30 protein-coding genes are annotated in these 26,100 nt (G+C 74.2%); 17 read left to right on the forward strand and 13 right to left on the reverse strand.

The window, feature by feature from the left end:
• Window positions 1-195 precede the first annotated feature (195 nt).
• A complete protein-coding gene (locus JOE68_RS24940; RefSeq protein ID WP_204844688.1) occupies window positions 196-552 on the reverse strand; it encodes a VOC family protein in 357 nt (118 codons plus the stop codon).
• Window positions 553-621: 69 nt separating this feature from the next.
• On the opposite strand from JOE68_RS24940, the gene JOE68_RS24945 reads away from it, so the two are divergent.
• From JOE68_RS24945 to JOE68_RS24955, 3 genes are all read left to right on the forward strand, one after another.
• A complete protein-coding gene (locus tag JOE68_RS24945) occupies window positions 622-801 on the forward strand; it encodes a CsbD family protein (RefSeq protein ID WP_204844689.1) in 180 nt (59 codons plus the stop codon).
• Window positions 798-1,430 carry a UdgX family uracil-DNA binding protein gene (locus JOE68_RS24950; RefSeq protein ID WP_372443370.1) on the forward strand — a complete coding sequence of 211 codons (633 nt, stop codon included), beginning with the start codon at window positions 798-800 and terminating at the stop codon, window positions 1,428-1,430. Before JOE68_RS24945 ends, JOE68_RS24950 begins: the two co-directional genes overlap by 4 nt.
• Before the next feature lie 304 nt (window positions 1,431-1,734).
• Window positions 1,735-2,463 (forward strand): SDR family NAD(P)-dependent oxidoreductase, encoded by a 729-nt coding sequence (locus tag JOE68_RS24955; protein WP_204844691.1) that lies wholly within the window; start codon window positions 1,735-1,737, stop codon window positions 2,461-2,463.
• Window positions 2,464-2,558: 95 nt separating this feature from the next.
• On the opposite strand, the gene JOE68_RS24960 is transcribed toward JOE68_RS24955, so the two are convergent.
• Window positions 2,559-3,077: a lytic polysaccharide monooxygenase auxiliary activity family 9 protein gene (locus JOE68_RS24960; RefSeq protein WP_204844692.1), complete on the reverse strand. Its 519-nt coding sequence runs from the start codon at window positions 3,075-3,077 to the stop codon at window positions 2,559-2,561.
• A 324-nt stretch (window positions 3,078-3,401) separates the two neighbouring features.
• Between JOE68_RS24960 and JOE68_RS24965 the strand changes: the two genes are divergently transcribed.
• From JOE68_RS24965 to JOE68_RS24975, 3 genes are all read left to right on the forward strand, one after another.
• The gene (locus JOE68_RS24965) at window positions 3,402-3,869 is read left to right on the forward strand and encodes a hypothetical protein (RefSeq protein ID WP_204844693.1); all 468 of its coding nucleotides are present in this window, start codon (window positions 3,402-3,404) and stop codon (window positions 3,867-3,869) included.
• A gap of 84 nt (window positions 3,870-3,953) precedes the next feature.
• Entirely contained in the window at window positions 3,954-4,598 is a 645-nt protein-coding gene (locus tag JOE68_RS24970; protein WP_204844694.1) for a DUF305 domain-containing protein, read from the forward strand.
• 127 nt (window positions 4,599-4,725) lie between these two features.
• On the forward strand, window positions 4,726-5,808 hold the full coding sequence (locus JOE68_RS24975; RefSeq protein WP_204844695.1) for an AI-2E family transporter: 1,083 nt from the start codon (window positions 4,726-4,728) through the stop codon (window positions 5,806-5,808).
• A 649-nt stretch (window positions 5,809-6,457) separates the two neighbouring features.
• Here JOE68_RS24975 and JOE68_RS24980 read toward each other — a convergent pair.
• A complete protein-coding gene (locus JOE68_RS24980; RefSeq protein WP_204844696.1) occupies window positions 6,458-7,885 on the reverse strand; it encodes an aldehyde dehydrogenase family protein in 1,428 nt (475 codons plus the stop codon).
• A gap of 281 nt (window positions 7,886-8,166) precedes the next feature.
• Between JOE68_RS24980 and JOE68_RS24985 the strand changes: the two genes are divergently transcribed.
• The 3 genes from JOE68_RS24985 (at window position 8,167) to JOE68_RS24995 (ending at window position 10,483) form a co-directional block, all read left to right on the forward strand.
• Entirely contained in the window at window positions 8,167-9,444 is a 1,278-nt protein-coding gene (locus tag JOE68_RS24985; protein WP_204844697.1) for a PucR family transcriptional regulator, read from the forward strand.
• Window positions 9,445-9,535: 91 nt separating this feature from the next.
• The gene (locus JOE68_RS24990) at window positions 9,536-9,958 is read left to right on the forward strand and encodes a hypothetical protein (protein WP_239562345.1); all 423 of its coding nucleotides are present in this window, start codon (window positions 9,536-9,538) and stop codon (window positions 9,956-9,958) included.
• Between the two features lie 33 nt (window positions 9,959-9,991).
• Window positions 9,992-10,483 carry a hypothetical protein gene (locus JOE68_RS24995; RefSeq protein WP_204844699.1) on the forward strand — a complete coding sequence of 164 codons (492 nt, stop codon included), beginning with the start codon at window positions 9,992-9,994 and terminating at the stop codon, window positions 10,481-10,483.
• 101 nt (window positions 10,484-10,584) lie between these two features.
• Here the strand turns inward: JOE68_RS24995 and JOE68_RS25000 are convergent, their stop codons facing one another.
• Window positions 10,585-10,752: a hypothetical protein gene (locus tag JOE68_RS25000; protein ID WP_204844700.1), complete on the reverse strand. Its 168-nt coding sequence runs from the start codon at window positions 10,750-10,752 to the stop codon at window positions 10,585-10,587.
• Between the two features lie 190 nt (window positions 10,753-10,942).
• Between JOE68_RS25000 and JOE68_RS25005 the strand changes: the two genes are divergently transcribed.
• Window positions 10,943-12,262, forward strand: coding sequence for a serine/threonine-protein kinase (locus tag JOE68_RS25005; RefSeq protein WP_204844701.1), 1,320 nt, complete (start codon window positions 10,943-10,945; stop codon window positions 12,260-12,262).
• Window positions 12,263-12,285: 23 nt separating this feature from the next.
• Here the strand turns inward: JOE68_RS25005 and JOE68_RS25010 are convergent, their stop codons facing one another.
• The 7 genes from JOE68_RS25010 to JOE68_RS25040 all read right to left on the reverse strand — a co-directional run bounded on the left by JOE68_RS25010 (window position 12,286) and on the right by JOE68_RS25040 (window position 17,325).
• Window positions 12,286-13,245 carry a TIGR03557 family F420-dependent LLM class oxidoreductase gene (locus tag JOE68_RS25010; protein WP_204844702.1) on the reverse strand — a complete coding sequence of 320 codons (960 nt, stop codon included), beginning with the start codon at window positions 13,243-13,245 and terminating at the stop codon, window positions 12,286-12,288.
• A 9-nt stretch (window positions 13,246-13,254) separates the two neighbouring features.
• Window positions 13,255-13,902, reverse strand: coding sequence for an HAD family hydrolase (locus tag JOE68_RS25015; RefSeq protein ID WP_204844703.1), 648 nt, complete (start codon window positions 13,900-13,902; stop codon window positions 13,255-13,257).
• 308 nt (window positions 13,903-14,210) lie between these two features.
• Window positions 14,211-14,936 carry an alpha/beta fold hydrolase gene (locus JOE68_RS25020; RefSeq protein ID WP_307819883.1) on the reverse strand — a complete coding sequence of 242 codons (726 nt, stop codon included), beginning with the start codon at window positions 14,934-14,936 and terminating at the stop codon, window positions 14,211-14,213.
• A gap of 104 nt (window positions 14,937-15,040) precedes the next feature.
• A complete protein-coding gene (locus JOE68_RS25025; protein WP_307819884.1) occupies window positions 15,041-15,529 on the reverse strand; it encodes a GNAT family N-acetyltransferase in 489 nt (162 codons plus the stop codon).
• Window positions 15,530-15,539: 10 nt separating this feature from the next.
• Window positions 15,540-15,896 (reverse strand): hypothetical protein, encoded by a 357-nt coding sequence (locus JOE68_RS25030; protein WP_204844704.1) that lies wholly within the window; start codon window positions 15,894-15,896, stop codon window positions 15,540-15,542.
• Between the two features lie 134 nt (window positions 15,897-16,030).
• Entirely contained in the window at window positions 16,031-16,408 is a 378-nt protein-coding gene (locus JOE68_RS25035; RefSeq protein ID WP_204844705.1) for an STAS domain-containing protein, read from the reverse strand.
• An 11-nt stretch (window positions 16,409-16,419) separates the two neighbouring features.
• Window positions 16,420-17,325, reverse strand: coding sequence for a Ppx/GppA phosphatase family protein (locus JOE68_RS25040; RefSeq protein ID WP_204844706.1), 906 nt, complete (start codon window positions 17,323-17,325; stop codon window positions 16,420-16,422).
• Window positions 17,326-17,524: 199 nt separating this feature from the next.
• Between JOE68_RS25040 and JOE68_RS25045 the strand changes: the two genes are divergently transcribed.
• The 6 genes from JOE68_RS25045 (at window position 17,525) to JOE68_RS25070 (ending at window position 24,044) form a co-directional block, all read left to right on the forward strand.
• A complete protein-coding gene (locus tag JOE68_RS25045; RefSeq protein ID WP_204844707.1) occupies window positions 17,525-19,096 on the forward strand; it encodes a S8 family peptidase in 1,572 nt (523 codons plus the stop codon).
• A gap of 119 nt (window positions 19,097-19,215) precedes the next feature.
• Window positions 19,216-20,790 (forward strand): S8 family serine peptidase, encoded by a 1,575-nt coding sequence (locus JOE68_RS25050; protein ID WP_204844708.1) that lies wholly within the window; start codon window positions 19,216-19,218, stop codon window positions 20,788-20,790.
• A gap of 264 nt (window positions 20,791-21,054) precedes the next feature.
• Entirely contained in the window at window positions 21,055-21,234 is a 180-nt protein-coding gene (locus tag JOE68_RS25055; RefSeq protein WP_204844709.1) for a hypothetical protein, read from the forward strand.
• Window positions 21,231-21,998 carry a hypothetical protein gene (locus tag JOE68_RS25060; protein WP_204844710.1) on the forward strand — a complete coding sequence of 256 codons (768 nt, stop codon included), beginning with the start codon at window positions 21,231-21,233 and terminating at the stop codon, window positions 21,996-21,998. Before JOE68_RS25055 ends, JOE68_RS25060 begins: the two co-directional genes overlap by 4 nt.
• A gap of 169 nt (window positions 21,999-22,167) precedes the next feature.
• Window positions 22,168-23,079: a DUF6895 family protein gene (locus JOE68_RS25065; RefSeq protein WP_204844711.1), complete on the forward strand. Its 912-nt coding sequence runs from the start codon at window positions 22,168-22,170 to the stop codon at window positions 23,077-23,079.
• Window positions 23,076-24,044, forward strand: a complete 969-nt coding sequence (locus JOE68_RS25070; protein WP_204844712.1) for a serine hydrolase domain-containing protein — start codon at window positions 23,076-23,078, stop codon at window positions 24,042-24,044. The genes JOE68_RS25065 and JOE68_RS25070 overlap by 4 nt, the downstream gene beginning before the upstream one ends.
• A gap of 37 nt (window positions 24,045-24,081) precedes the next feature.
• Here the strand turns inward: JOE68_RS25070 and JOE68_RS25075 are convergent, their stop codons facing one another.
• Together JOE68_RS25075 and JOE68_RS25080 are read right to left on the reverse strand one after the other, a co-directional pair.
• Window positions 24,082-24,300 (reverse strand): hypothetical protein, encoded by a 219-nt coding sequence (locus JOE68_RS25075; RefSeq protein WP_204844713.1) that lies wholly within the window; start codon window positions 24,298-24,300, stop codon window positions 24,082-24,084.
• Window positions 24,297-25,010, reverse strand: a complete 714-nt coding sequence (locus JOE68_RS25080) for an AfsR/SARP family transcriptional regulator (protein ID WP_204844714.1) — start codon at window positions 25,008-25,010, stop codon at window positions 24,297-24,299. Before JOE68_RS25080 ends, JOE68_RS25075 begins: the two co-directional genes overlap by 4 nt.
• 192 nt (window positions 25,011-25,202) lie before the next feature.
• Here JOE68_RS25080 and JOE68_RS25085 point away from each other — a divergent pair, with 192 nt between their 5' ends.
• The gene (locus tag JOE68_RS25085) at window positions 25,203-26,069 is read left to right on the forward strand and encodes a manganese catalase (protein ID WP_204844715.1); all 867 of its coding nucleotides are present in this window, start codon (window positions 25,203-25,205) and stop codon (window positions 26,067-26,069) included.
• The last annotated feature ends 31 nt before the right edge of the window (window positions 26,070-26,100 follow it).

The raw sequence follows: 26,100 nt of genomic DNA on the forward strand, positions 1-26,100 counted from the left end.
GTCGGGCTCCTCTCGCACGTCGAAACCGGGTCAGCGGCGCGTGCGAGGGCAGGCGGTGCCAGCTCCGGCAAGCCCTCAGCTGACGCTGACCCTGGTGCCCAAGTGGCTGGGCGCCGGGTGGCTTGCGGCTGGCTTTTCAACCGCGTAGACGATCACCGTAGTAGAGGTGGTGGCGCCGGGAGAAACCGGAGGGTCTCAGCGGGGCGGCAGGACGCAGAACTCGTTGCCCGCGGGGTCGGCCAGGACGACCCACGGCCACCGCGGGTCGTGGTCGACCACCCGCGCGCCCAGCCCCACCAGCCGGGTGACCTCGGCGTCCCGGTCGCCGTCGGCCGCGAGGTCGAGGTGCAGCCGGTTCTTCACCCGCTTCGGCTCGGCCACGGGCTGCAGCAGCAGCATCGGGCCGTCGCCGGTCAGCTCGGCGTACTCGACGCCCGCCGCGTCGCGCCAGGTCCGCGACACCCGGTAGCCCAGCGCCGCGCACCAGAACGCGCGCAGGTCGGCGTTGTCGGCGGGGCTGTCCAGGGCGAGGGCGATGATCCGACTGGTCACGACGGCGGGTTTCCCGATCGCCCGGACGGGTATGCCTGGTGCGACGTGATGTCGAGGAAAGGATCGCCAATGGGTGCCGACGACAAGGTCAGCAACAAGGCCGAGGAGTTCAAGGGGCGCGCCAAGGAGACCCTCGGCGACGCCACCGACAACGAGCAGTGGCAGGCGGAGGGCAAGGCGGACCGGGCCAAGGGTTCGCTCAAGCAGGCCGGTGAGAAGGTCAAGGACGCCTTCCGCTCCAACGACTGACCGTGGCCGCGGCCAAGCGCAGCGCCGCCCCGTTCGTGCCGGAAGGCGCGGACCTGGCGGCGCTGCGCCGTGCCGCGCGCGACTGCCGCGGGTGCGACCTGTACGAGCCGGCGACGCAGACCGTGTTCGGGTCGGGCCCGCCCGACGCCCGCCTGCTGCTCGTCGGCGAGCAGCCCGGCGACGTCGAGGACCGCGAGGGCGAGCCGTTCGTCGGCCCGGCGGGCAGGCTGCTGCGCCGGGCGCTGGCCGAGGCCGACCTGCCGGCCGAGGGCGCCTACCTCACCAACGCGGTGAAGCACTTCAAGTTCGTGCCGGCCGAGCGCGGCAAGCGGCGCATCCACAAGTCACCGGCCCGCGGCGAGGTCGTCGCCTGCCTGCCGTGGCTGCACGCGGAGCTGGCCGAGGTGCGCCCCGAGCTGGTCGTCTGCCTGGGCGCGACGGCCGCCAAGGCCGTGCTGGGCCCCGCCTACAAGGTCACCGAGCGCCGGGGGCTGCTGGAGCAGGCCGACGGCTACCGGGTCGTCAGCACCGTGCACCCGTCGTCCGTGCTGCGCGCCCCCGACCGGGACGAGGCTTACGCGGGGTTCCTGGCCGACCTGCGCACGGTGCGTGAGCACCTGGGAACGTGAAACGGCCCCCTGACCACTTCCCGCACCGGGGTGCGGGCCGAGCTGGACTGGGCTCGGGGTCACGGGGGCCGGGTGGCTGCCTGGTATTCGCCCAGACCACCTGGGAAAGGCCGGTCCTAGCGGACAGCCACCTCACGACGAGTCCTGTAGCTATACAACTTCGGACCACCTCCTTCCTCGTGTGACCCGAACCTATGCGCTGCCCGGGCCGGCCCGCAACGTGATTTACCGGTCACCGCGCCCGGCCGGCGCGACGTCCGATTGCCGCCGGACTCCCGCCGCCCGGTCGCCCACGATCGGTGCCATGGACTTCGAGGGCAAGGTCGCACTGGTGACGGGCGGTAGTCGGGGGATCGGCGCGGCGGTGGCGCTGCGGCTCGCGCGGGGCGGCGCGGACGTCGCGGTGACCTACCGGGACAACGCGGACGACGTCGTGGAGCGGGTGAAGGCGCTCGGGCGCCGGGTGGTGGCCATCCGGGCCGACAGCGGGGACGCCGGGGCCGTCGCCGCGGCGGTGGAGGAGGCGGTCGGGGCGCTGGGGCGGCTGGACGTCCTGGTGAACAACGCCGCCGCCTTCATCACCGGCCCGGTGGGGGAGCTGGCCGTGGCGGACTTCGACCGGACGTTCGACGTGAACGTGCGGGGGCCGTGGGTGGCCGTCCGGGCGGCGCTGCCGCACCTGGGCGAGGGCGGGCGGGTCATCAGCATCGGCAGCAACGTCGCCGAGCGGGCGGTGTTCCCGGGGTACTCGCTGTACTCGGCGAGCAAGGCGGCGCTGGTGGGCCTGACCAAGGCGCTGGGGCGGGAGCTGGGGCCGCGCGGCATCACCGTGAACCTGGTGAGCCCCGGCGCCACCGACACCGACCTGAACCCGGCGGACAACCCGATGGCGGACGTGATCCGCGGCTTCACGGCCCTCGGCCGGTACGGCGAGGCCGAGGAGGTGGCCGCCGCGGTGGCGTTCCTGGCCTCCGCCGAGGCCGCCTACGTGACCGGCACGCAGGTGCACGTGGACGGCGGCTTCACCAGCTGACCGCGGACCCGGGCGGAGGCGTCGGGCGGAGGCGTCGGACGGAGGCGGGGGCGTGCCTACAGGCTGGCACGCCCCCGCCGGTGTCCGGGTGGTGATCAGCTCACGTTCACGTCGATGCACGCGTAGAACGCGTTGGACGTGTCACCGATGTTCCAGATCGCGAGCACCTTCTGCTTGCCGCTCACGCTGCCGAGGTTGATGGTGTGCGACGCGGTCGCGCCCGGCTGCTGCATCTTGCCGTCCACGAAGCCGACCCGCTGGCCGCCGACGTAGTACTCGTAGTTGGCGGTGCGGTGCCGGGCCGTGAACACCCAGTTGAACGTCACCGTCCTGCCGACGTTGGTGACCTGCCAGCCCTTGCTGTCGTTGTTCAGGTCGGCGAACCCGGCGTTGCCGCCGTTGCAGGTCCGCAGGCCCTTCGGGCCCTCCACGCTCTGCGGCTCGTACTTGATGCTACCGCAGGCGACGGTGCCCTTGGCGCACTGGGCCTGCCTGCTCGGCGGGGAAGACACGTAACCGTGCGCGAAGGCCGGTGCGGTCGGCAGGGCGACCACCAGCAGCGGCGCGGCGAGCACGCCGGCCGCCATCGCGGCGATCCTTCGGCGGAGTGCCATGTCAGCTCCTTTTCGGGTGGGGCGGGGACTTCGCTGGGAGGCGGTCCCGTACCCGAAGCAGCGTTAACCGCTTGGGCAGGACGTTCACCCAACGCGGCGGCAGGTCTAGACCATACTCTGTGTGATTGGCGAGTGACAACTTTTAGCTTGACGGGGGATGTCCCCGAGGTTGCCCCGACCGGGCCGGTCGGCGGTGCCCGGGGGCGGTCGACCGAGGTGGCGGCGGTGTCCGGGGCGGGTCGTGGGGGCACCCGGGTCCCCGCCACCCGAGTCGGGCTCGTCGGTGGCGGGCCGGTCCTGCGGGGGAGCGGCTAGGTTGGTCCCGTGCGGGTCGAGGGTGGCGGTGCGCTGGTGCGCTGGGCGCTGTTGTGCGCCCTGGTGCTGGGCGTGCTGGGGATGCACCACCTGTCCGGTCTCACCCACGGCCACGGCCCGTCCGGGGGGCACGCGGCGGCAGCCGTCCCCCGGGCCGACACCGCGCCCCTCGACACGCAGGCGGCGGCGCAGCGGCACTGCTGCCCCGGCCCGGCCGGGGCGATGCCGTCGACGCCCGGTCCTGGGGCGATGCCGTCGACGCCCGATCACGGCGGCGGGCACGACCTGCTGGCGCACCTGTGCCTGGCCGTCCTCACCGCCGCCGGCGTCGGGCTGCTGCTGGTGCTGCTGCGCCGCACGCGACGCGGACCGGCGCCGCCCGCCCGCACCGCGGTGACGGGCGCCGGCCACCCGCGCCCTCCGCCACCGCTCCCGACCTCGACCCGCCTGGCCTCGCTGCGCGTGCTGCGGCTGTGAGGGGCGGGCGCCGACCCCGGACCGGGGACGCGGCGCCGCAACCCCGGCACACCCACACCACCGGACCTGCGAGGACCGATCACCATGACCAGGACCACCCTGGTCGGGACGGCGCTGGCCGTCCTGACCTCCGCTGCCGTGCTCACCGCCTGCGGCGGCGACACCGGCGGGCACGACACCGGCGGGCACGACACGGGCTCGACGAGCACCACGACCGCGGGCACCGGCGCCGGCCAGGCCGCCGGCGGGCACAACGCCGCCGACACCGCCTTCGCCCGGCAGATGATCCCGCACCACTCCCAGGCAGTGGCCATGGCCGAACTGGTCGACGGCCGCACCACCAACCCCGGGGTCGTGGACTTGGCCGAGCGCATCCGCGAAGCCCAAGGCCCCGAGATCGCCACCATGACCGGCTGGCTGCAAGCCTGGGGCGAGCCCACCACCGCACCCACCGACGGCGAGCACTCCATGCCCGGCGCGGACCACGGCCCGTCGATGCCCGGCGCGATGACCGACGAGGACATGACCGCCCTGAAGGCCGCCAAGGACGCCGACTTCGACCGGCGGTGGTTGTCGATGATGATCGTCCACCACCGGGGCGCGGTCGAGATGGCCGGGACCGAACTGGCCCAGGGCGCCGACCCCGAGGCCAGGAAGCTGGCCCAGCGGATCATCGACGCCCAGGAAGCCGAGATCCGCGAGATGCAGTCCCTGCTGCCCCAGGGCTGACCCACCGGTGCCGTCGTGTGCGGGTGAGGGCCACCGCGCCTTCACCCGCGCACGGCGGCACACCGGACCACCCGCCCGACACCGGATCCGCCGGGCCGATCCGCCGGGCCGGTCCTACGCTCGGGCGATGGTGCTGCCCCGAGGGCTGGTGGTGTTGCTGGGGACGGCCGCCGCGGTGGTCACCGGCGCGGGGATCATGGCGATGTCGTGGCTGATCGGCCCGGTGTTCCTGGCCCTGACCCTGGTCATCGCGGTCAGCCCGCTGCACTCCTGGCTGCGCCGCAAGGGGCTGCCCGGCTGGCTGGCCGCCGCGGCGCTGGTGGTCTGCGTCTACGCGATCCTGCTGTCCCTCGTCGTCGTCCTGGTCGTCTCCGTGGCGCAGCTGGCCACCGAGCTGCCCCGCTACGCCGACCGCGCGGGTGCCCTGGCCGACTCGGCGGTCGGCGAGCTGGCCCGGTTCGGCGTCGGCACGGCGGAGCTGTCCAGGGTCGCCGACAGCCTGGACGTGGGCCGGGTGGTCGGCATCCTGAGCACGGTGCTGAGCAGCGTGAGCAGCCTGGCGTCCAACATCGTGTTCCTGCTGTGCCTGCTGCTGTTCCTCAGCGTGGACGCGAACACCGCGGGCGCCCGGATCGCGGCGGTCGCGGCCGACCGGCCGCAGGTCGCGGCGGCGCTGGGCCGCTTCGCCTCCGGCACCCGCAACTACCTCGTCGTGTCGACGGTCTTCGGCCTCATCGTGGCGGTCCTGGACGGCGTGGCCCTGGCCCTCATGGGGATACCGCTGCCGGTGCTGTGGGCGCTGCTGTCGTTCATCACCAACTACATCCCGAACGTGGGCTTCGTCCTCGGCCTGATCCCACCGGTCCTGCTGGCGCTGTTGGAGAGCGGCTGGGAGCTGGCGGTGTGGGTGGTCGTGGTCTACAGCGTCCTGAACTTCGTGGTGCAGACGCTCATCCAGCCGCGGTTCGTCGGCGACTCAGTCGGCCTGTCGACCACGGTGACGTTCCTGGCGCTGCTGTTCTGGGCGTGGCTGCTCGGGGCGCTGGGCGCCATCCTGGCGATTCCGCTGACCTTGCTGGCGAAACTGCTGCTGGTGGACGTCGACCCGAAGGCCCGCTGGGCCGATGCGTTCCTGACTGCCCGGGTCCGGCCCCCGGACACGGCGGAGCCGGGTGCGATGGAATCGGGTGCGGTGGAATCGGATCGCTAGGACGCGCCAACACCTTTCGCCCTATGCTGCACCTCCACCGCTTTTCACGAAGCCGTGCTGCACCTCGTGCACACACCGGTTGCCTCGTGTTCTCCTCCCCGTACGGCCTGGGCGCAGCCCGATCGCATTTGTCGGGGGGTGTCAAGCACGCTCTTCGCTTGACACCCCCCGACAAATGCGATTGCCTTCGGCAGGCCGTGCGGGGAGGAGAACACGACCGCCCTTTCTTTTCCTCCTCCTTGGGGGCCTCTCGGCCGCTCTTCTTGCTAAAATCGCGCACCGATCCGGGAAATATTAGGTGCGGCACGGATCCAGGTTAGAAACAAAAAGAGTCCTCGCCGGACGGGCAGGCCGCCAAGGAGAATGAAAAGAAACAGCGGTCGTGTTCTCCCCGCATGGCCTGTCAAAGACGACCATGCTTTCTTGGGGGGTGCAAGCGAAAAGCGTGCTTGCACCCCCCAAGAAAGCATGGTAGCCCTCCGGGCAGGCCATACGGGGAGAACACGAAGACACCGGACTGCACGGGGCGTGCCAAGAGCCAAAAGCCAAAGGCAAAAGACAAGAACCGAAAGCCGAAGCCGGAGCCGAAGCCGTGCCCGGTGCCTGGGTGGCGGGGCGCGGCTTCGGCCTCGGCTTCGGCTCGGGGTGGTTACAGGTCGAGGCCGGTCAGGACCAGTACGCGCTGCTCGGTCAGGTCCTCCATCGCGGCGTGGACGCCCTCGCGGCCGGTGCCCGACTCCTTCAGGCCGCCGTAGGGCATCTGGTCGGCGCGGAAGCTCGGCACGTCGCCCACGATCACGCCGCCGACCTGGAGGCGCTTGGACGCCCGGAACGCGACCCGCACGTCGTGGGTGAACAGGCCCGCCTGCAGGCCGAAGCGGGAGGAGTTGACCTTGGCGAAGGCGTCCTCCACCGAGTCGACCGGGGCCAGGACCACGACCGGGCCGAAGACCTCCTCGTCCACGACCTTGCAGTCCTCGGGGACGTCGGCCAGGACGGTGGGCGCGTAGGCCGCGCCGTCGCGGGTGCCGCCGGTCAGCAGGCGGGCGCCGCCGGCGACGGCCTCGTCCACCCAGGTCTCCACCCGGCGCGCCGCCGCCTCGTTGATCAGCGGGCCGACGTCGGTCGACGGGTCGTCCGGCTCGCCGGTGCCGAGCTTGCGGACGTGGGCGACGACGGCGTCGGCGACCGCGTCGTAGACGTCGCGGTGGATGTAGACGCGCTGCACCGAGATGCAGGACTGGCCGCCCTGGTACATCGAGAACGTGGCGATCCGCTGGGCCGCCCAGTCGAGGTCCGTCCAGTCCGGGCAGACGACGGCCGCCGCGTTGCCGCCCAGCTCCAGCACGACGTGCTTGCGCGGCACGCGGTCCAGGATGCCGTAGCCGACCGGGGCCGAGCCGGTGAACGACACGACCGGCAGGCGCGGGTCGTCGACCAGCGAGGCCGCCACCTCGTTGGGCACCGGCAGCACCGACCACGAGCCGGCGGGCAGGTCGGTCTCGGCCAGCAGGGAACCCAGCAGCAGCGACACCAGGGGGGTGGCGGGCGCGGGCTTGACGATGATCGGCGCGCCGACCGCGATCGCGGGCGCGACCTTGTGCGCCACCAGGTTCAGCGGGAAGTTGAACGGCGCGATGCCCAGCACGACGCCGCGCGGCGCGCGGCGCACCAGGGCCATGCGGCCGGTCGCGGCCGGGTCGGTGTCCAGGCGCTGCAGCTCGCCGGAGAAGCGGCGGGCCTCCTCGGCGGCCCAGCGGAACGTGGAGACCGCCCGCGCGACCTCCATCCGCGACCACTTCAGCGGCTTGCCGGACTCGGCGGTGATCAGGGCGGCGACCTCGTCGGAGCGCTCGGCCAGCCGGCGGGACACGTGGTCCAGCGCCGCGGCGCGGGCGTGCGCGGGCAGCGAGGCGAACTCCTCCGCCACGCCGTCGGCGGCGGCGACCGCGCGCTCCACGTCCTCCGCCGAGGCGTTCGAGGTGGTGCCGGCGAGCGAGCCGTCGTGGGGGCTGCGCACCTCCACCAGGTCGTCGCTCGACGCGGCCTGTCCCGCAACCCAGTAGGGGGTGTTCATCGCCCAACTCCTTCGGTGGTGGCTCTTCCCGGCACGGCGGCGCCCTCGGCCGGCCAGCGCCCTGGGGCGGTCGGCCCGTCCCCGGCGCGGTCGACGCGTGCGGGCGGCGTCGGACCCGCCCCGGCCGCCGCGGCGCCGGCGCGGTGCGCGGCGGGTGCGCGCGGCCGGGAGCCGGGCAGCGCGGTGGGCGGTCGGGGCACGGGTCCAGCATCCGTCCTTCCGGGCGAACCGGCCAGTGGAAGAAATGGCCGGGTGAAGCACTCACACTGTACAAAGTGTCCATGCCGCTGACGCTTGCCGGTCTCGCCCGCGAGGTGGGGCTGCCCGTGCACGTCGACATCGGCCTGGACCGGCCGCTGTCCTGGGTGCACAGCACGGAGCTGGCCGACCCGACGCCGTTCCTGGAGGGCGGCGAGCTGCTGCTGACCACCGGCATCGCGCTGGGCCCGCACCGGGACTACGTGCGGCGGCTGGTGGCCGCGGGCGCGGCGGGCCTGGGCTTCGGCACCGGGCTCAGCCACGCCGACGTGCCCGCCGAGCTGGTCGACGCCGCCCGCGAGGCGGGCCTGCCGCTGGTGGAGGTGCCCCGCGAGGTCCCGTTCATCGCCATCACCAAGGCGGTGTCCCGCGCGGTCGCGGCCGACGAGTACGCGGCCCTGGCCCGCACCAGCGAGGCCCAGCGCGCCCTGACCCGGGCGGCCCTGACCTCCACCGGGGCCGTGGTGCGCAGGCTCGCCGGCCTGGTCGGCGGCGCGGTGGGCCTGCTCGACGCGCGCGGCGCGGTCGTGCACGCCAGCGGCGACCTGCCGGACCTGCGCCCGGAGGCCGAGCGGCTCGGGCCGGGGCCGGCGGGCGCGGCGTGGCGGGTGGGGGAGCGCCACCTCGCGATGCAGGCGCTGGGCCGGCCGGGCTACCTCGCGGTGGCCACCGGGCGACCGCTGGACACCGCCGACCGCAACACCGTCAACACCGCCGCCTCGCTGCTGACCCTGGCGCTGGCCCGCTCGGACGCGGTGGACGTCGTCCACCGGGAGCTGCGGACCGCGCAGTTCCGCCTGCTGCTCAACGGGTGCCCGGTCGCCGACGCGCCGGAGGGGCCGTTCCGCGTCTTCGTGCTCCCGAAGGACACCGCGGAGCCGCCCGGGTTCTGGGCCGAGCACGAGGGCGACGTCGTCGTGCTCGCCCGCGCGCTCGACCGGCCCGCCCACGCCTCCAGCCCGGTGGGCGCGGCGGAGGTCGCGCGCGGCTACCGGGAAGCGCTGCGGGCCAGGGAGGAACGCGTCGCCACCTTCGAGGAGGTGCCCGGATCCGGTTTGCTGGCAACGGATTCCGCCTTCCACGCGGCCACGCTGCTCGCCCCGCTCGACGCCCGGCTGCGCGAGTCGCTGCGGGTCTGGCTGTCCTGCCACGGCCAGTGGGACCCGGCGGCGGCCAGGCTCGGCGTGCACCGGCACACCATCCGCAACCGCATCCGGCGCGTCGAGGAGCTGCTGGGCCGCTCCCTGGACTCGCCGGGACTGCGGGCCGAACTCTGGTTCGCCCTGCACGCCGGCCAGTAGGCTGTGCGACGGCGCCGCCGCGACCATCCCGTCCTAGGGGGAGACCTTGGCGCGTCCACGGTTCTTAGCGCACGCGGCGGCCGTCACGACCTTGACCGCCGGCCTGGTCACCGCTGTCTTCACCGGCACCGCCAGCGCGTGCCAGTGCCTGCCCGACGGCGAGGGCCTGAAGTACCTCAAGGCCGACCACGTGTTCGTGGGCCTGGTGCTCAGCGAACGGCGTGACACGGTCAAGGACCTGTACGTCTACACCGCCCTGGTGAGCGAGGAGCACAAGGGCGACGTGCCGCGCCGCGTCGAGATCGCCACCCACTACCAGGGTTCGGCGTGCGGCCTGCGGCTCCAGCCCGGCACGAAGTACCTGGTGTTCGCGCACGGCGACAGCAGCGACCGCCGGGTGGAGACCAACCAGTGCAGCGGCACCCGCCTGGCCTCGGGCGGCCCGCCGACCACCACGCCGTCGTCCGGCACGTGGGCGGTGCCCACGTCCACCTGCGCCACCGCCGCCCCGTGACGGCGCGGGGCCCGCACCTTCCAGGAGGTTCCCTTGGCAGGTAAACGCTTCCTCGCCCACGCGCTGGCCGGGGCCGTCGTGGCCGCCGGGATGCTGACCGCCGTGTCCACCGGCACGGCCAACGCGTGCAGCTGCTTCCCCGACGACAACGAGGGCAAGCGGTACGTGCGGGCCGACCACGTGTTCGTCGGGCTGGTGCTCAGCGAGCACGTGGACCGCGGCAACCCCGACACGAACCACGACGACAAGTACAGCTACGCGGTCCGCGTCGGCAAGGAGTACAAGGGCGACGTGCCGCGCCGGGTTCAGGTCCACACGTCCGCCGGCGGCACCACGTGCGGCATCAGGCTGACCGTGGGCACCCGCTACCTGGTGTTCGCGCACGGCGACAGCTCCGACCGGGCCGTCGACACGCAGCTGTGCAGCGGGACCCGCCCGGCCGCGGGCGGCCCGCCGGACACCCTGCCGACGCACACGTCGACCACGACGCCGACCACGACGCCCTGCCCGACCGACGCGGCCTAGAGGGCGCTGGTCGAGAGGGACAAGGGCACGGATCACGAGGCAGGGCAACGACCACGGGCAGGGCGTGACCGCCCTGCCCGTGGTCGTTGCGGCCGCGTCGGTCAGATCCCGATCACCGGGCTCTCCGCGGCGTGCCCGTACTCCTCGTCGGGATCGGCTTCGCCGTCCACCACGTCCCTGATCTCGTCCACCGCGCCCAGCGCGTCCAGCTTGGCCTCCGGTTCCCGGATGAACTCGTCCAACGTGGGTTCCTGCGCGCGTCCGGTCATGGCCGGGGTGTACCCGCCGCCCGAGGGGGCCGAACGCGCGCGCCTCCCACCCGAACCAGTGGAAAACGCCGGGTTTGTCACCGCTGCGCTACGGGTAGGTGAACGCGGCACGGCCGAACGGGTAGCCGTCTCCGCAACGTGACGGGTAGGTTCCGCCGCGTACTGGCGGCGGAGGGCGGAGGTCGACCGGATGTGGGACGGGGACCTGACCGGCGAGGTGGTCGACGGGCGCTACGCCCTGGGCGACCTCTACGGGTCGGGCGGTATGGCCGAGGTCTACCGGGCGTTCGACACCAGGCTCGACCGCAGGGTCGCCGTCAAGCTGTTCCAGGGGACCGCGACCCGCGAGGACCGGATCAGGCTCGACCGCGAGGCGCAGGTGCTGGCCGGGTTGCGCTACCCCGGCGTGGTCGCCGTGTACGACACGGGGTCGTTCCGGGGCCGCCCGTTCTACGTCATGCAGGCGGTGGAGGGCGGCACGCTGCGCCGCCGGATGCGCGAGCCGCTGGCGCCCGAGGTGGTGGCCCGGATCGGCGCGCAGGTCGCCCGCATCCTGGCCCACGTGCACCGGCACGACGTCGTGCACCGGGACGTGAAGCCGTCCAACATCCTGCTGGACGCGGGGGAGCGCCGCGCCTACCTGGCCGACTTCGGGCTGGCGCTGCAGGCGCAGGCCACCCGCGTGACGCGGTCCGGGGTGCTGGTCGGCACCGCCGGCTACCTCGCGCCCGAGCAGGTGCGCGGCGGCGAGGTGGGACCGGCCGCCGACGTCTACGCGCTGGGCCTGGTGCTGCTGGAGTGCCTGACCGGGCGGCCCGAGTACCCCGGTGGCGACACCGAGGCGGCGCTGGCGCGGCTGCACCGCGATCCCCGCGTCCCGGCGAACCTGCCCGACCCGTGGGTCGAGGCGCTGACCGCGATGACGCACGCGCTGCCCACCAAGCGCCCCACCGCCGACGAGTGCGCCCGGCTGCTCACCGCCGCCGAGCTGGCCAGTGCCGGGCGCGCGCCCGCGGCCGTGGAGGTGGTGGAGCGCGAGCCGGACGGCCCCGAGCCGCCCCGGCGCCGGCGCGCCCTCGTGGTCGGCGGGGTCGCGGGGGTGGTGGGCGTGGCAGCGGTGTTGCTGGGGCTCACCCTGGTCAACGCGCCGCCGGAGGACCTGCGGCAGCAGTTCGACGTCCCCGCGTCGACGGCCCCGCCGTCGACCGTCGTGGTCACCGGGCCGCCGTCCACGGTGACCGAGGTCGCGCCGCCGCCGCAGGAACCCTTGCCCCGCACCACCGCCGCACCGGCCGGGGACCCCGCTGAGAACCCCGCCGAGAACCCCACCGAGAACCCCACCGGGGACGTCCCCGGGAACACGGCGCCCGTCGGCACCACCGGGGCCCCGCCGCCGGCCGACGACCCGCAGCGGCCCGAGCACGCCGGCCCGCCCACGGACGCCGGGAACCGCGGGAACCCGCCTCCGGCGAAGGGGTCGGCCGGCGACGCCCGACCCGGTCGGGGCTGAGCCGGCCCGGCGCGCGGCGAGGGTCAGCCCCGCAGGGCGGGCAGCAGTTCCGACTGCGCGAAGTCCAGGAACCCGTCCTGGTGGTCGCCGCCGATCTGGACCAGCGCCAGGTCGGTGAACCCGGCGTCGGCGAACGCGCGCGCCGCCTCCGCGATCGGGCCGACTTCGGGGCCGCAGGGGATCTTCTCCGCCACGTCCTCCGGCCGCACGAACTGCGTCGCGCCCGTGAACCCGGCCGGTCCGGGCAGCTCCGCGTTGACCTTCCACCCGCCCGCGAACCAGCGGAACTGCTCGTGCGCGCGGGCCACCGCCTTGTCCCGGTCCGGGTCCCAGCACACCGGCAGCTGCCCGATCTTGCGCGCCGCGCGGCCCTGGAACACGTCCCAGCTCTGGCCCAGCTCGGCGTCCGGCTCGGTGGTCACCATCGCGTCGGCCAGCGGCGCGAAGGTCTGCACCGACTGGCTGCCCGACACCGCGACCGCCACCGGCACCCGCTGCTCGGGCAGGTCCCACAGCTTGGCCGAGTCGACCCGGAAGTGGCTGCCCGCGTAGTTGACGTACCCGCCGTCGAACAGCATCGTGATGATCTCCACGGCCTCGCGCAGCATCTCGTGGCGCACGTTCACCGGGGGCCAGCCGCGCCCGACGACGTGCTCGTTGAGGTTCTCGCCCGCGCCCAGGCCGAGGGTGAACCGGCCGCCGCTGAGCAGCTGCACCGTCGCGGCCTTCTGCGCCACGACGGCCGGGTGGTAGCGCACCGTCGGGCAGGTCACGTAGGTCATCAGCTCGACCCGCTCGGTGACCTGGCTGACCGCGCCGAGCACGCTCCACGCGTACGGGGCGTGCCCCTGCTCCTCCAGCCACGGGAAGTAGTGGTCGCTGATCACCTCGAAGTCGAAGCCGGCCCGCTCGGCGCGGGCCGCGTGGTCCACCAGCGCACGAGGCCCGGCCTGCTCCGTCATCAGCGTGTAGCCGATCCGCACCGCTTCCCCCTAGGCCATCGGCAGGTCGGTGAGGTCCGCCCGCAACTGGTCGAGTTCCTCGTAGACGGTGGACGCGCCGTGCTCCTTCAGCTCGGCCTCGCCGAACCCGCCGGTCCGCAGCGCCACCACCGGCAGCCCGGCCCGCCGCGCCGCGTCGCAGTCCCACACCGAGTCCCCGACGACCACCGCCCGCCCGTCCGCGTCGACGCGGCGCAGCGCCACCTCGATCAGGTCGGGGGCGGGCTTGGAGTGCTCCACGTCGTCGGAGGAGGTGGACACCACCCCCTCGACGCCGATCAGCTTGACGTAGTGGTCGACGTGGTGGCGCTTGCCCGAGCTGGCCAGCACGACGGTCAGGCCCTGCTCCAGGGCGGTGGTCACCAGCCGGTGCGCGCCCTCCAGCGGGCGCACCTCGCCGAGCATCGGCTCGAACGCGGCCTCCCAGGCCCGCCGGACGCCGTCGCCGTGCTCCTCCTCGACGCGGTCGCCGGCGACCGCCGCCACCAGCTTGTCGCCGCCCATCCCGATGGCGCGGTGGAGCCGCCACGTGGGCACCGTGATGTCGAACCGCCGGAAGGCGCGGAACCAGGCCACGGCGTGGTGGTAGTTCGTGTCCACCAGCGTGCCGTCCACATCGAGGACCAGGGTGTTGCTCATACCGGCGGGGTTAGCCCGACCGCCTCACCGGCAAACCGCGCTCCACCCCGCCCGCGGCGGACTGCCGCTGCCACCTCGCCGAGGCGCGGCGGGGCTCCTCGCGACGCGGCCGGTCCTGCGCAGCCGGTCCTGCGCAGCCGGTCCTGCGCGGCCGGTCCTGCGCGGCGAGGCTGTCGCGGGCCGAGTTGCCGCGGCCTGGTTGCCGCGCTCGGGCTGCTGCGCTCGGGCTGCTGCGGTCGGGCTGCCGTGGTGGGGCTGCCGTGGTGGGGCTGCCGAGGGCGGGGCTGCCGAGGGCGGGGCGGGCCGCGTCAGGGGAGGAAGTCCTCGATCAGCCGCGCCCACTCGGCCGGGGCCTCCAGCGCGGGGGCGTGGCCGCTGTCCAGCTCGGCCCAGCGCGCGCCCGGGATCGCGTCGGCCAGCGCGCGGGTCGACGCCGGGGAGATCAGGCGGTCGTGCTTGGGCCCGATCACCAGGGTCGGCACGGCCACGCGCGGCAGCTCGGCGGTCAGGTCGACCCGCTGCGCCAGCTCCACCTGGTCGTCCGCCCCCTCCGGCACGGTCAGCGCCACGAGGTCGCGCAGGTCCGCCCGCTGCTCGGCGGGCAGCGCCCGGTGGAAGGGCTCGCCGAGCACCACCGACAGCACGAACCCGGCCAGCCGCGCCCGGTCGCCGCCGCGGATCAGCCGCCGCCACTCGGCGATGCGGGCCGCGCTCTCCTCGTCGAGGCGCGCGAACCCCGCGGTCAGCACCAGGCCGGTGACCCGCTCGGGGTGCCGGAGGGCGGCCCGCACCGCGACCGCGCAGCCCATCGAGTACCCGAGGACCGCGAACCGGGGCGTGTCGCCGGCCGCCGCCACCAGCCGGTCGGCCAGGTCGTCCAGCCGCAGCGGCCCCGTCGCGCGCGGCACGCCGCCGGAACCGGGGAAGTCGACCGCGAACACCGGCCTGCGGGGGGAGAGCCGGGGCCGCAGCGGACCGAAGTTCGACTGGGCGGTGCCGCCCGCGCCGTGGGCGAGCAGGAGGGCAGTGTTCACCCGATCGATTCTGCCGTGCGGGCGGGGGGTGGCGCGGTCCTGCGGTTCGGCGCCCCGCGGTCCGGCGCTCCGCGGTCCGGCGCCCCGCGGCCGGCGCTCGCGGTTCAGCGCCCGACCTCCCGGCGCAGGCACACCCGCCGCGCCGGGTCCAGCCCGCGCCGGGCCTCCGCCTCGACGATCGCCGCGAGCCCCGGCGTCAGCGCCGTGACCTCGCGGAACCCGAGCCGCTCGTAGTACGGGGCGTTCCACGGGACGTCCCGGAACGTCGTCAGCGTCAGCCCGCGCAGGCCGCGCGCGGCGGCCCACCCCTCGACGTGGTCGAGCAGCCGCGCCCCGATGCCGCGGCGGGCGCGGTCGGGGTGGACGCTGACCTGCTCGACGTGCGCGTACTCGTCGACCGGCTCGGCGGCGACCCAGGCCACCGGCTCGGGGTCGGCGGCGACCCAGACGTGCAGGCGGCCCAGGACGTCGAGGGGCAGGGGGTCGTCGTCGGCGATCCAGGGCATCCCGACCTCGCGGAACGGCTCGCCGGAGGCGACCTCGACGGCTTGCAGGACCGGGAACTCCTCGGGGCGCGCCGGGCGGATCTCCACCCCCGCATGATCACCCCGCGGCGAAGGTCCGCTCAACCTGTTCGCCGAGCGCTTCGAGAAGCCGGGCCGCCAGCGTCTCGTCCGGGTGGTCCAGGCTCAGCTCGGCGACGCTCTGCCCGGCGCCCAGGGGGCTGACCTGCAGCGCGCCGGCGCAGGAGCGGTCGGCCAGGGCCGACCAGGACAGGACCAGCCGGTCGAGGTCGGCGGTGAGCCGGACCTGGGTCAGCCGCGCGTCCTGCCGGAGGATCAGGACGTCGTCGTTGATCCCGACGAGCTCCAGCGGTTCCGGCAGCCACTCGGCCAGCTTCTGCGGTTCGGCCGCGGTGGCGAACACCAGGTCGGGCAGGGCCGGGATGTCACGTCGCACCGTAATCACCCGATCGGGTTACCCGGTCGGGCCGGGGCCCATGCCTGCGACCAGCGGTTCCGGCCGATCCGCCGCTCCCGCCACCCGTCCACCACCCGGTCGGGGCGGCCCGCCCACCGGCCCGAACCGGGCGCTCACCTCGCCCTGGTCGGCGGGGTCCGCTGGTCCGGGATCGGGCGCCCCGACGCGGCCGCCGCCACGTCCGGGAAGTGCGGGAACAGCCGGGACAGGTCGGTCCGCTCGAACACCCGCCGCACGTGCGGCGGCACGGCGGCCAGCCGCAGCCACCCGCCCGCGCGCTGCGCCCGCGCCCTGGTCCGCACCAGGGCGCTCATCGCCTGCGCGCCGCAGAACGCCACCCCGGACATGTCGAGCACGACCCGGTCGCGCCCCTCGGTGATCAGCCGGTCCAGCTTGTCCAGCACCCGGCGGGCGCCTGCCAGGTCCAGCTCCCCGGTCGCCACCACCACCGCGCACCCCGTCCGGTGGGCCTCGACCGACAACGCCAGCATCCCTGGTCCTCTCACGCCGCCCGGCAGATCTCGTCGTCGTCCGCCCCGATCAGGCTGAGCAGCAGGCCCTCCCTGGTCGACCACGGGCAGATGGCCACCTCGTCGTGCCCGGCGGCGGTCATCAGCGCCTCGGCGACCCGGGCGCCGGCCAGGCACTGCCCGGCCCGGTGGCGGGAGATGCCGGGCAGGCGGGCCCGCTTGCCCGGCGGCATCGCGGCCAGGCGCGGGATCCAGTGCCGCAGGTCGCGCAGGCGCAGGGTCCTGGGCACGTGCGGCCCGTCGCGCTGCGGGCGCGCGCCGGACAGCCGGGCCAGCTGCTCGAACACCTTGGAGCAGGCCACGGCGTGGTGGTCGCGCACGTCGCCGAGCACCGCCCGCGCGTCGGCCCGGACCACCGCCGGGTCGACGGGGCTCCTGGACAGCGTGCGCGCGCCGTAGGGGAAGGAGGCGACCACGGACGGCTCGCCCTCGTGCCCGGCGGCCACCTCGACCGTGCCGCCGCCGATGTCGAGCACGACCATCGGCCCGACCCGCGCCCCGAACCACCGGCGGGCCGCCGAGTAGCTCAGGCGCGCCTCCTCGGCACCGCCCAGCACGGTGAACCGGAGGCCCGTGCGCCTCCTGACCTCGGCGAACACCTCGGCGGCGTTGGGCGCGTCGCGCAGCACGGACGTGGCCCACGGGACCAGCAGGCGCACGCCGGCGCGGCGTGCGGCCCGCTCGGCCTCGCCGACGGCCGCGACGACGGCCTCGACGCCGGGCCGCAGCACCCGCGCGTCGCCGTCCAGCGCCCGGTCGAGGCGCAGCCGGGTCTTGTGGGTCAGCACCGGGCGGGAGAGGGATCCGTCGACCACGACGAGGTGCGCGCTGAAGCAGCCGACGTCGAGAACGCCGACCCGACCTGGACCTCCGGACATCCGTAACCACCAACCGCCACTGAACGAGGAACCGAGGGGTGCCCACAGCGACATGGAGTGAAACCTCGGTTAGTTTGAGTAGCCCTACGTAGTACTACCCGGATTGTTCGAGGTACCGCGTCGCCCGAAGGTGGGTTCCACGTGGCCGCCGATCTTCACCACCCCCTGCAGGGCGGCCGAGCGGAACGGAGAACCCCCGATGCGACATGATCGCTCGACCCGGCGACGGGTCGCGACCGCCTGCCTGGCGACGTCGGCCCTGATGCTGACCGGCGTCGGCTACGGGTACGCGGCGGCCCCGGAGGACGTGGCCGGCATTCGCGGCGCGAACGAGCCGGGCACCGTCAAGGACGCCTACATCGTCGTCCTGAAGGACAGCGCGGTCGACGCGCAGCGCACCCCGGACAAGGCGAGCGAGCTGGCCCGCCGGTACGGCGGTCGGCTCAAGCTCACCTACACCACCGCGCTGCGGGGCTTCTCGGTCTCGCTCAGCGAGGCCCAGGCCCGCAAGCTGGCCGCCGACCCGGCGGTGGACTACGTGGAGCAGGACGGCATCGCCCGCGCCACCGGGACCCAGGACAACCCCACCTGGGGCCTGGACCGGGTGGACCAGAAGAACCTGCCGCTGGACAGGAAGTACACCTACGCCAACACCGCGCCCAACGTCACGGCCTACGTCATCGACACCGGCATCCACAAGGCGCACGGCGACTTCGGCGGCCGGGCCTCCGACGGGTACGACTTCATCGACAACGACTCGGTGGCGCAGGACTGCAACGGCCACGGCACGCACGTCGCCGGCACCATCGGCAGCAACACCTACGGCGTGGCCAAGGGCGTCAAGCTGGTCGGCGTCCGGGTGCTCAACTGCCAGGGCTCGGGCGAGTGGTCGCAGGTCATCGGCGGCATCGACTGGGTGGCCAAGAACGCCGTCAAGCCGGCCGTGGCGAACATGAGCCTCGGCGGCGGCGCGGACTCCTCGGTGGACAACGCGGTCAAGCGCGCGATCGCGTCCGGGGTCACCTTCGCCGTGGCCTCGGGCAACGACAACCGGGACGCCTGCGGCACCTCGCCCGCCCGCACCCCCGAGGCGATCACCGTCAACGCGACCGACAGCTCGGACAACCGGTCGACGTTCTCGAACTACGGCTCCTGCACGGACATCTTCGCGCCGGGCACGAGCATCACCTCGACGTGGCACAACGGCGGCACCAACTCCATCAGCGGCACGTCCATGGCGACGCCGCACGTGGCGGGCGCCGCCGCGCTGTACCTGTCGGACAAGACCACGGCCACGCCCGCCGAGGTCGCCAAGGCCCTGACCGACAACGCCACCGCCGGCGTGGTCAAGAACGCCGGCGCGAACTCGCCGAACAGGCTGCTCTACACGGGCTTCATCGGTGGTGGTGGTCCGGAGCCGTGCGCGGGTGGGTCGAACGCCGATGACGTGGCGATCCCGGACGCGGGTTCGGCGGTGACGAGCAGCGTGTCGGTCAGTGGCTGCGAGGGTGCCGGTTCCGCGAAGACCTCGGTGAAGGTGGACATCAACCACAGCTACACGGGTGATCTGGCGATCGACCTGGTTGGTCCGAGTGGTGCGTCGTTCGTGTTGCGCAAGGCCGGTGGTGTGGGTTCTGCGGGGGGTGTGCACGAGACGTTCACCGTGGACACGTCGTCGGAGAAGAGCCGCAACGGCACGTGGAAGTTGCGGGTGACGGACGTGTACTCCTACGACACGGGCAACATCGACGGCTGGTCGCTCTCCTTCTGAGCACGATCGCCGGCTCTCCGGTTCTTCCCTGACCACAAGGACTTCCCTTCCGATCGGACGACCCGCGGCTGCCGCGCCGCGGGTCGCGCCGGCCCCTGCGCTCGTGGAGGAGAACGAACATGGGAACACCACTCAGGGCCACCGCGGTGATGGCCGCGCTGGCCACCGCCCTGGCCGTCGCGCCACCCGCGTCCGCCCAGGGCGAAGCGGACTTCGTCAAGGCCCGCCACCCGTTCGCGGGCAGCTTCCTGGTCTCGCTCAAGGACACCCCCCGGCACCAGGCCCAGGACCAGGCCCAGATCCAGGCCCAGATCCAGGCCGCGTCGGAAACCCTCGTCTCCCGGTACGGCGGGCGCCTCAAGACGGTGTTCTCCGCCGCCATGGAGGGTTTCCTGGTCCGCGGCCTGTCCGACGCCCAGGCCCGCAGGCTCGCCGCCGACCCGGCCGTCGAGCGGGTCTACCAGGACGGCACGGCCCAGGCCGCCGAAACCCAGGACAACCCGACCTGGGGGCTGGACCGGGTGGACCAGAAGAACCTGCCGCTGGACAGGAAGTACACCTACAACACCACCGCGTCGAACGTCACCACGTACGTGCTCGACTCGGGGATCCGCACCACCCACACCGAGTTCGAGGGCCGCGCGAGCCACGGCTACGACTTCGTGGACGAGGACCCCGAGGCGCAGGACTGCAACGGCCACGGGACCCACGTGGCCGGCACGATCGGCGGCCGGACGTGGGGCGTGGCCAAGAAGACCAAGCTGGTCGCGGTGCGCATCCTGGGCTGCGGCGGCAGCGCGCCCGACTCGGACGGCGTCGAGGGCATCGAGTGGATCGCCAAGAACGCGGCGAAACCCGCCGTCGTCAACGGCAGCTTCACCTTCGACACCCCCGGCATCGGCGACGAGGCGATCTCCCGCCTGGCGGCGGCCGGCGTGACGTTCGTGGTGGCGGCGGGCAACAACTCGGCCGACGCCTGCAACACGGGCCCGGCGCGCAACACGAACGTGATCGCCGTCGGCGCGACCGACAACAACGACAACCGGGCCTCGTTCTCGAACTACGGCACGTGCGTCGACATCTTCGCGCCGGGCAACAACATCACCTCCGCCAGTCACTCCGGCGACACCGGCAGCACCAACATGAGCGGCACGTCGATGGCCTCGCCGCACGTGGCCGGCGGCGCGGCGCTCCACCTCGCGGGCAACGCGTCGGCGACCCCGGCGCAGGTCCTGAAAGCCCTGACCGACAACGCCACCAGCGGCGCGGTCAAGAACCCCGGCTCCGGTTCGCCGAACAAGCTGCTCTACACGACGAACTTCGGTGGTGGTGGTCCGGAGCCGTGCGCGGGTGGGTCGAACGCCGATGACGTGGCGATCCCGGACGCGGGTTCGGCGGTGACGAGCAGCGTGTCGGTGAGCGGCTGCGAGGGCGCCGGCACCGCGAAAACCTCCATCAAGGTCGACATCAACCACAGCTACACGGGTGATCTGGCGATCGACCTGGTTGGTCCGAGTGGTGCGTCGTTCGTGTTGCGCAAGGCCGGTGGTGTGGGTTCGGCGGGGGGTGTGCACGAGACGTTCACCGTGGACACGTCGTCGGAGAAGAGCCGCAACGGCACGTGGAAGTTGCGGGTGACGGACGTGTACTCCTACGACACGGGCAACATCGACAACTGGTCGCTCTCCTTCTGAGACCAACCCGGCGGGTGCGGGTGGTGCGGGGCGGTCACGCCCCGCGCCCACGAGGGTGGCTGTGGTCCGAACACGGACCGCAGCCACCCTCGCGGTTCCGGTTCGCCCACATCGGAGGGTGCGGTGACGGCCGGTCGCGTTGGCGGGCCTGGGTTTTCACCCACACGGGTGGATTGGGTACCGATGGACTCTTCTGTCCGTTCGGGTGACGTCCGGTGTGCTCCACTCGAAGCACGCACTACGACACAACCCTGGAGGCACAAGATGTCCGTACGCACACCGATCCGCCCGGTCGTCACCCCGGAGGACGTGGCCGAGCTGGTGACGGCGGCGGTCGAGCCGGAGACCGAGATCGCCGACCCGCCGCTGTACGCGAAGCCCGCGAGCCTCCTCATCCTCCTGCTCCTGTCCCCCTCGACGCCGAAGGAGCCGTCGAAGCGGTGACCTCCGGAGGCGCGGTCGGCCGCCGGTCCTACGCGGGCACGGCGGCCGAACTCGCCGGCCACGTCCTCGGCGCGCTGGCGGAGGGGGGTCCCGTGCGGATCTCCGCCTTCTTCGACTCGTGCGCCGACGTCGTGGCCGGCCTCGGCGCGGTGCGGCTGGTGGGCGCCGACGTGTTCGCCTCCCACGTGCTGCCCGGTCACCCGCTGGAGGCGCGGGACGCGGGCGTGGTCGCGGACGCCTTCGGCGCGTTCCCGCCGGTCTACCAGCCGGTGACCCAGGAGCAGCGGGTGATGGCGTGGCGCGACTGGGCCATGGTCCGGCTGCTGACCCGGCTGACGGGGGAGCGCTCGGCCACCCCCACCCCGGTCGAGCTGTGGCAGGACTGGGGCGTGACGCGGCCGGTCCCCGCGCGGGTGGCCCGCACGCCCGGCGAACCGGCCGACGTCCTCGGCCCGCCCGGGGACTGGCGGCGCTGGTCCGTCGTCGTCGCCCAGCTGTCCGCGCTGGCGCTGCCCGGCGTGGGCGGCCCGGTGGTGGAGGCGGTGGCCCGCGAACCGCTGGCGCTGGGCCGGGGCGTGACGCGAGCGGTGCTGCGCCGCGACCACGCCACCGCAGCCCGCCTGGCGCGCTGGGTCGCGCTGGTCGGCGACCGGGTCCCGGTGGACCCGGTCCCGCTGCTGGAGCACCTGAGGCTGCACGCCGGCGCCGACGCCCGGCTGCTGCTCGACCTGGCCGTGGCGCGCCACCTGGTGGAGCGCCGGTGACGGCCGGCCGCCGCCGGACCCGGGCGGAGCCCCCGCTCGCGGCCGGCCCGCCGCGACCGCGCAGTCCCCGGACGCGGGCGAGGCCCCCGTCCCCGCTCGCGGCCGGCCCGGCGCGGCGCCACCACCCCCCGACGAGGACGAAGTCCCCCGACGCGAAGGAAGTCGCCTGATGGCGGTCGAACCGGTCGCGCGCACGGCGCACCAGATGGCCGCGGGCGCCCTCGGCTGGCTGCACCGCAACCGGGCGCTGGGCGCCTTCCCCGACGGCGCGACCGCCGACCTGGACGACCCGGACAGCGTCTACAAGCCGCTGTGCGAGTCGGCGATGGCGGCGTCGCTGGTGCTGCGCGAGGGCGTCGCCGGCAGCACCCAGCTCGACCGCGCCCGGGAGCTGCTGGACTTCAGCTGGGACCAGCTGCGCCGCGGCGACCTGCTCTACGAGCGGCAGTTGCGGCACACGCTGCTGACCGACCCGCTGGAGACCTACTCCCTGTTCGCCCGCGCGGGCCTGCGGCACCCGGCGCTGGAGGAGGTGCTGGCGCACACCTCGGCCGCCGACGCCCTGGCCGAGGTGGTGCCCAACCGGCGGCTGGCCGTGGCCAACGCGCACCGCGCCGTCGGCATCCCGCGCGACGACGACTGGGACGGCCTGCTCCGCGCCACGTGGCTGGGCCGCACGCCGCCGCCGTGGGCGATCGACTGGCACACCGCCTACTGCGCCACGCACACCGTCTTCCACCTCACCGACTGGGGCGCGCGCCCGGTCGGCCTCCCGCCGCACGTCGCCGACTACCTGGCCACCTGGCTGCCGGTGTGGGTCGAGGTGTGGGCCGAGGCCCGGCAGTGGGACCTGGTCGGCGAGCTGCTCGTGGTCGGCGCGTGCCTGCCCGAGCCGCGCGTCGACGCGGCCGAGTGGGCGGCGTTCGCCGCCGTGCAGCAGCCCGACGGGCTGGTGCCCCGCGACGGCGAGCCGGTCGCCGAGGACCCGGCCGCGCGGTTCGCCGACCACCAGCACACCGCCGTGGTCGCCGTGGTCGCGGGGACGGTGGCGCTGTCCCGGCTGCTCGGGTCCCGCCCGTGAGCGCGACCGACTTCGGCACGCTGCTGGCGGCGGGTCCGGGCGTGGCCGTGGCCATCCGCCGCCCCGACGGCGACGTGCTGCTGGTGGAGGGCGCCGCCGCGCCCGGCGCGCCGGTCGACGCGGCCACGCGGTTCGAGATCGGGTCGCTGACCAAGGTGTTCACCGCGCTGCTGCTGGCCGAGATGGCGCAGCGCGGCGAGGTGCACCACGACGACCCGGCGGACCGCTACCTCGGCACGCGCCTGGGGCCGGGCGTCACCCTGGAACGGCTGGCCACGCACACCGCCGGCCTGCCCCGGCTGCCGCCCGGCCTGCTGCGGGCCGCGCTGCCGGCGTGGCGCACCAACCCCTACCGCGCCTTCGGGCCCGCCGAGCTGGCCGCCGCGCTGCGCCGGACCCGCCCCGACGGCCACCGCGTGCGGTACTCGAACTTCGGCGTCGCCGCGCTGGGCGTGGCGCTCGCGCGCGCCGCCGGCCGGCCGTTCGAGGAGCTGCTCGCCGAGCGCGTGACCCGCCCGCTGGGCCTGTTCGACACCGGGTTCGCCCCCGCGCCGCAGGCGGTCGGGCACCTGCGCGGCCGACCCCGCCCGCCCTGGGAGATGCCCGGCCTGCCCGCCGCAGGCGCCCTGCGCTCGTCGGCGCGCGACCTGCTGGCCCTGCTCACCGCGCTGATCGACCGGCGGCCCGAGCCGCTGGCGCCGGCGCTGACCGACGTGGTCACGCCCCGCGTGGCCACGCCCGGCGGCGACCGCCTGTGCCTGGTGTGGAACCTGCGCCGCCGCCCCGACCACGACCTGGTGTTCCACGGCGGCGCGACGCGCGGGTTCACCGCGTTCGCCGGGTTCAGCCCGCAGCGCCGCACCGCCCTGGTGGCCCTGGCCAACTCGGGGCCGACGTTGCGCTCGCCGTTCCTGCAGCGCTCCTACGAGGCGCTGCGCGGCCTGGCCGACCTGCCGGTGGGCTGAAAGGGCCCCGGCGGCCCACCGCCGCCCAGGGGGGCCGTCACGTCGGTGCGGCCACCAGCAGGCCGACGCCGACCACGATCGACACCGCGCACGCGGACGCCGCCCAGGGGGTCGCCCGCCGCCAGGCGGCGATGCGGCGGGTGTCGCGCGGGCAGAGCGGTTCGGCGGCCGACAGCCGGCACGCGAAGGCGAACACGCCGAGCCCGACCAGCACGGTCAGCCCGATGCCGGTGAGGGCGGAGCCGAGCCCGGTCACGGGTGGCGGCCCAGCAGCGGGCCGACCAGGCGGTGGATCTCCGGGGACGGGTCGAGCCCCAGCTCGGCCCGCAGCCGGTGGCGGTAGCAGGTGTACTGCCGCACGGCCAGGGCCGGGTTGCCGTCCGCGAGGTGCAGCTCGACCAGCGCGCGGTGGGCGCTCTCGCGCAGCGGGTCGCTGTGCACGGCCGCCAGCGCCGCCTGGTGGGCGCGGGGGCGGTCGCCGGTCGAGCGGAAGCGCCTGCTCAGCGTCTCCAGGGCGCGCAGGCGGGTCTCGCGCCACCAGTCCTGCTCGGCGGTCAGCCACGGCTCGTCCCAGTCCGGCAGGAGGTCGGCCATCAGCAGCGTGAGGGCGTGGGCGTCGGGCACGCGGTCGGACGCGGCGGAGATCGACGTCGCCGCCCGCCGCCCGAGGTGCAGGTCCACCTCGACGCCGGGCCGCAGCCGCAACCGGTCTTCGGTGGACTCGACCAGCGGCCCGGTGGGCTTGGCCAGCCGCCACAGGGTGGACCGCAGGCACGCCGCCGCCCGCCGGGCCGGGGCCTCCGGCCACAGCACGCCCGCCGCCGTCGTCCGGTTCACCGGCGACTCGCGGATCGCCAGCAGCGCCAGCAGCCTTCTCGCGGCGGGTATGACGTGCAGCCGGCCGTCGTCCACACCGAACCCGTCGAGCAGTCGGAGCGTGCGGTGCTGGGTCGGGGTGTCGGTCATGGAGCGCCCCTATCGGTGACGAATGTAGTGCCGCGACGACAGACGGGTGCCCTTCGGATACCGGGTGCACACCCGGGCCGGCAAAAATTCCCCCGCCCCCTGGCCAGCGCCGGTGACGCGGTGGTGACGCGACCGCGCGACCGCCGTCACGCGGCTTTCCTAGCGTCGAAGACCCGCAGCGAGGAGGCGAAGATGTTTCTGCACACCAGCAGGCTGCAGTTCGAGGCGAAGCCCGCCGCGCCGGACGCCCTTTACGCCCGCAAGCTCCAGGAGCTGATCGGTGGCGCGTGGGGCGAGATGACGGTCACCATGCAGTACCTGTTCCAAGGCTGGAACTGCCGCATCGAGGGCAAGTACAAAGACCTGATCATGGACGTGGCCACGGAGGAGATCGGCCACGTCGAGATGCTGGCCACCATGGTCGCGCGCCTGCTCGAAGGCGCGCCGTCGGAGGTCACCGCCAAGGCGGTCGCCGACGACCCGGTGGTGGCCGCGGTGATCGGCGGCATGGACCCGCAGCAGGCGATCGTCAGCGGTGGCGGGCCGACGCTGTCCGACAGCAACGGCGTGCCGTGGAACGGGCGCTTCATCGTCGCCAGCGGCAACCTGATGGCCGACTTCCGGGCCAACGTCGCCGCCGAGGCGCAGGGCAGGCTCCAGACCGCCCGGCTGTACAACATGACCGACGACCCGGGCGTGCGGGACATGCTCAAGTTCAACCTGGCCCGCGACACCGCCCACCAGAACATGTGGCTGGCGGCGATCGAGGAGCTGCAGGAGGACGGCCTGGAGGGGCCCATCTCGCCGAGCGCGCTGTTCGACGAGGAGCACCAGGAGCACGCGGCCACCATCTGGCACAACTCCGACGGCCCGGCCGGCATGGAGGGTCGCTGGGCGTCCGGGCCCACGCCGGACGGGGCGCACGAGTTCTCCTACGTCACCGACCCCACACCGCTGGGCGACAAGGCGTCGGCCCCGAAGCCCGACCCGCTGCTCTACGCGACCAGCCCGGAGAACCTCGGCCTGATCGAGAAGGCCATCCGCAAGCTCACCCCCTGATCACGACCCGGCGCGTGCCGCCCGTCCGCGG

This window comes from Saccharothrix algeriensis (genome assembly GCF_016907655.1).
Classification (GTDB): Bacteria; Actinomycetota; Actinomycetes; order Mycobacteriales; family Pseudonocardiaceae; genus Actinosynnema; species Actinosynnema algeriense.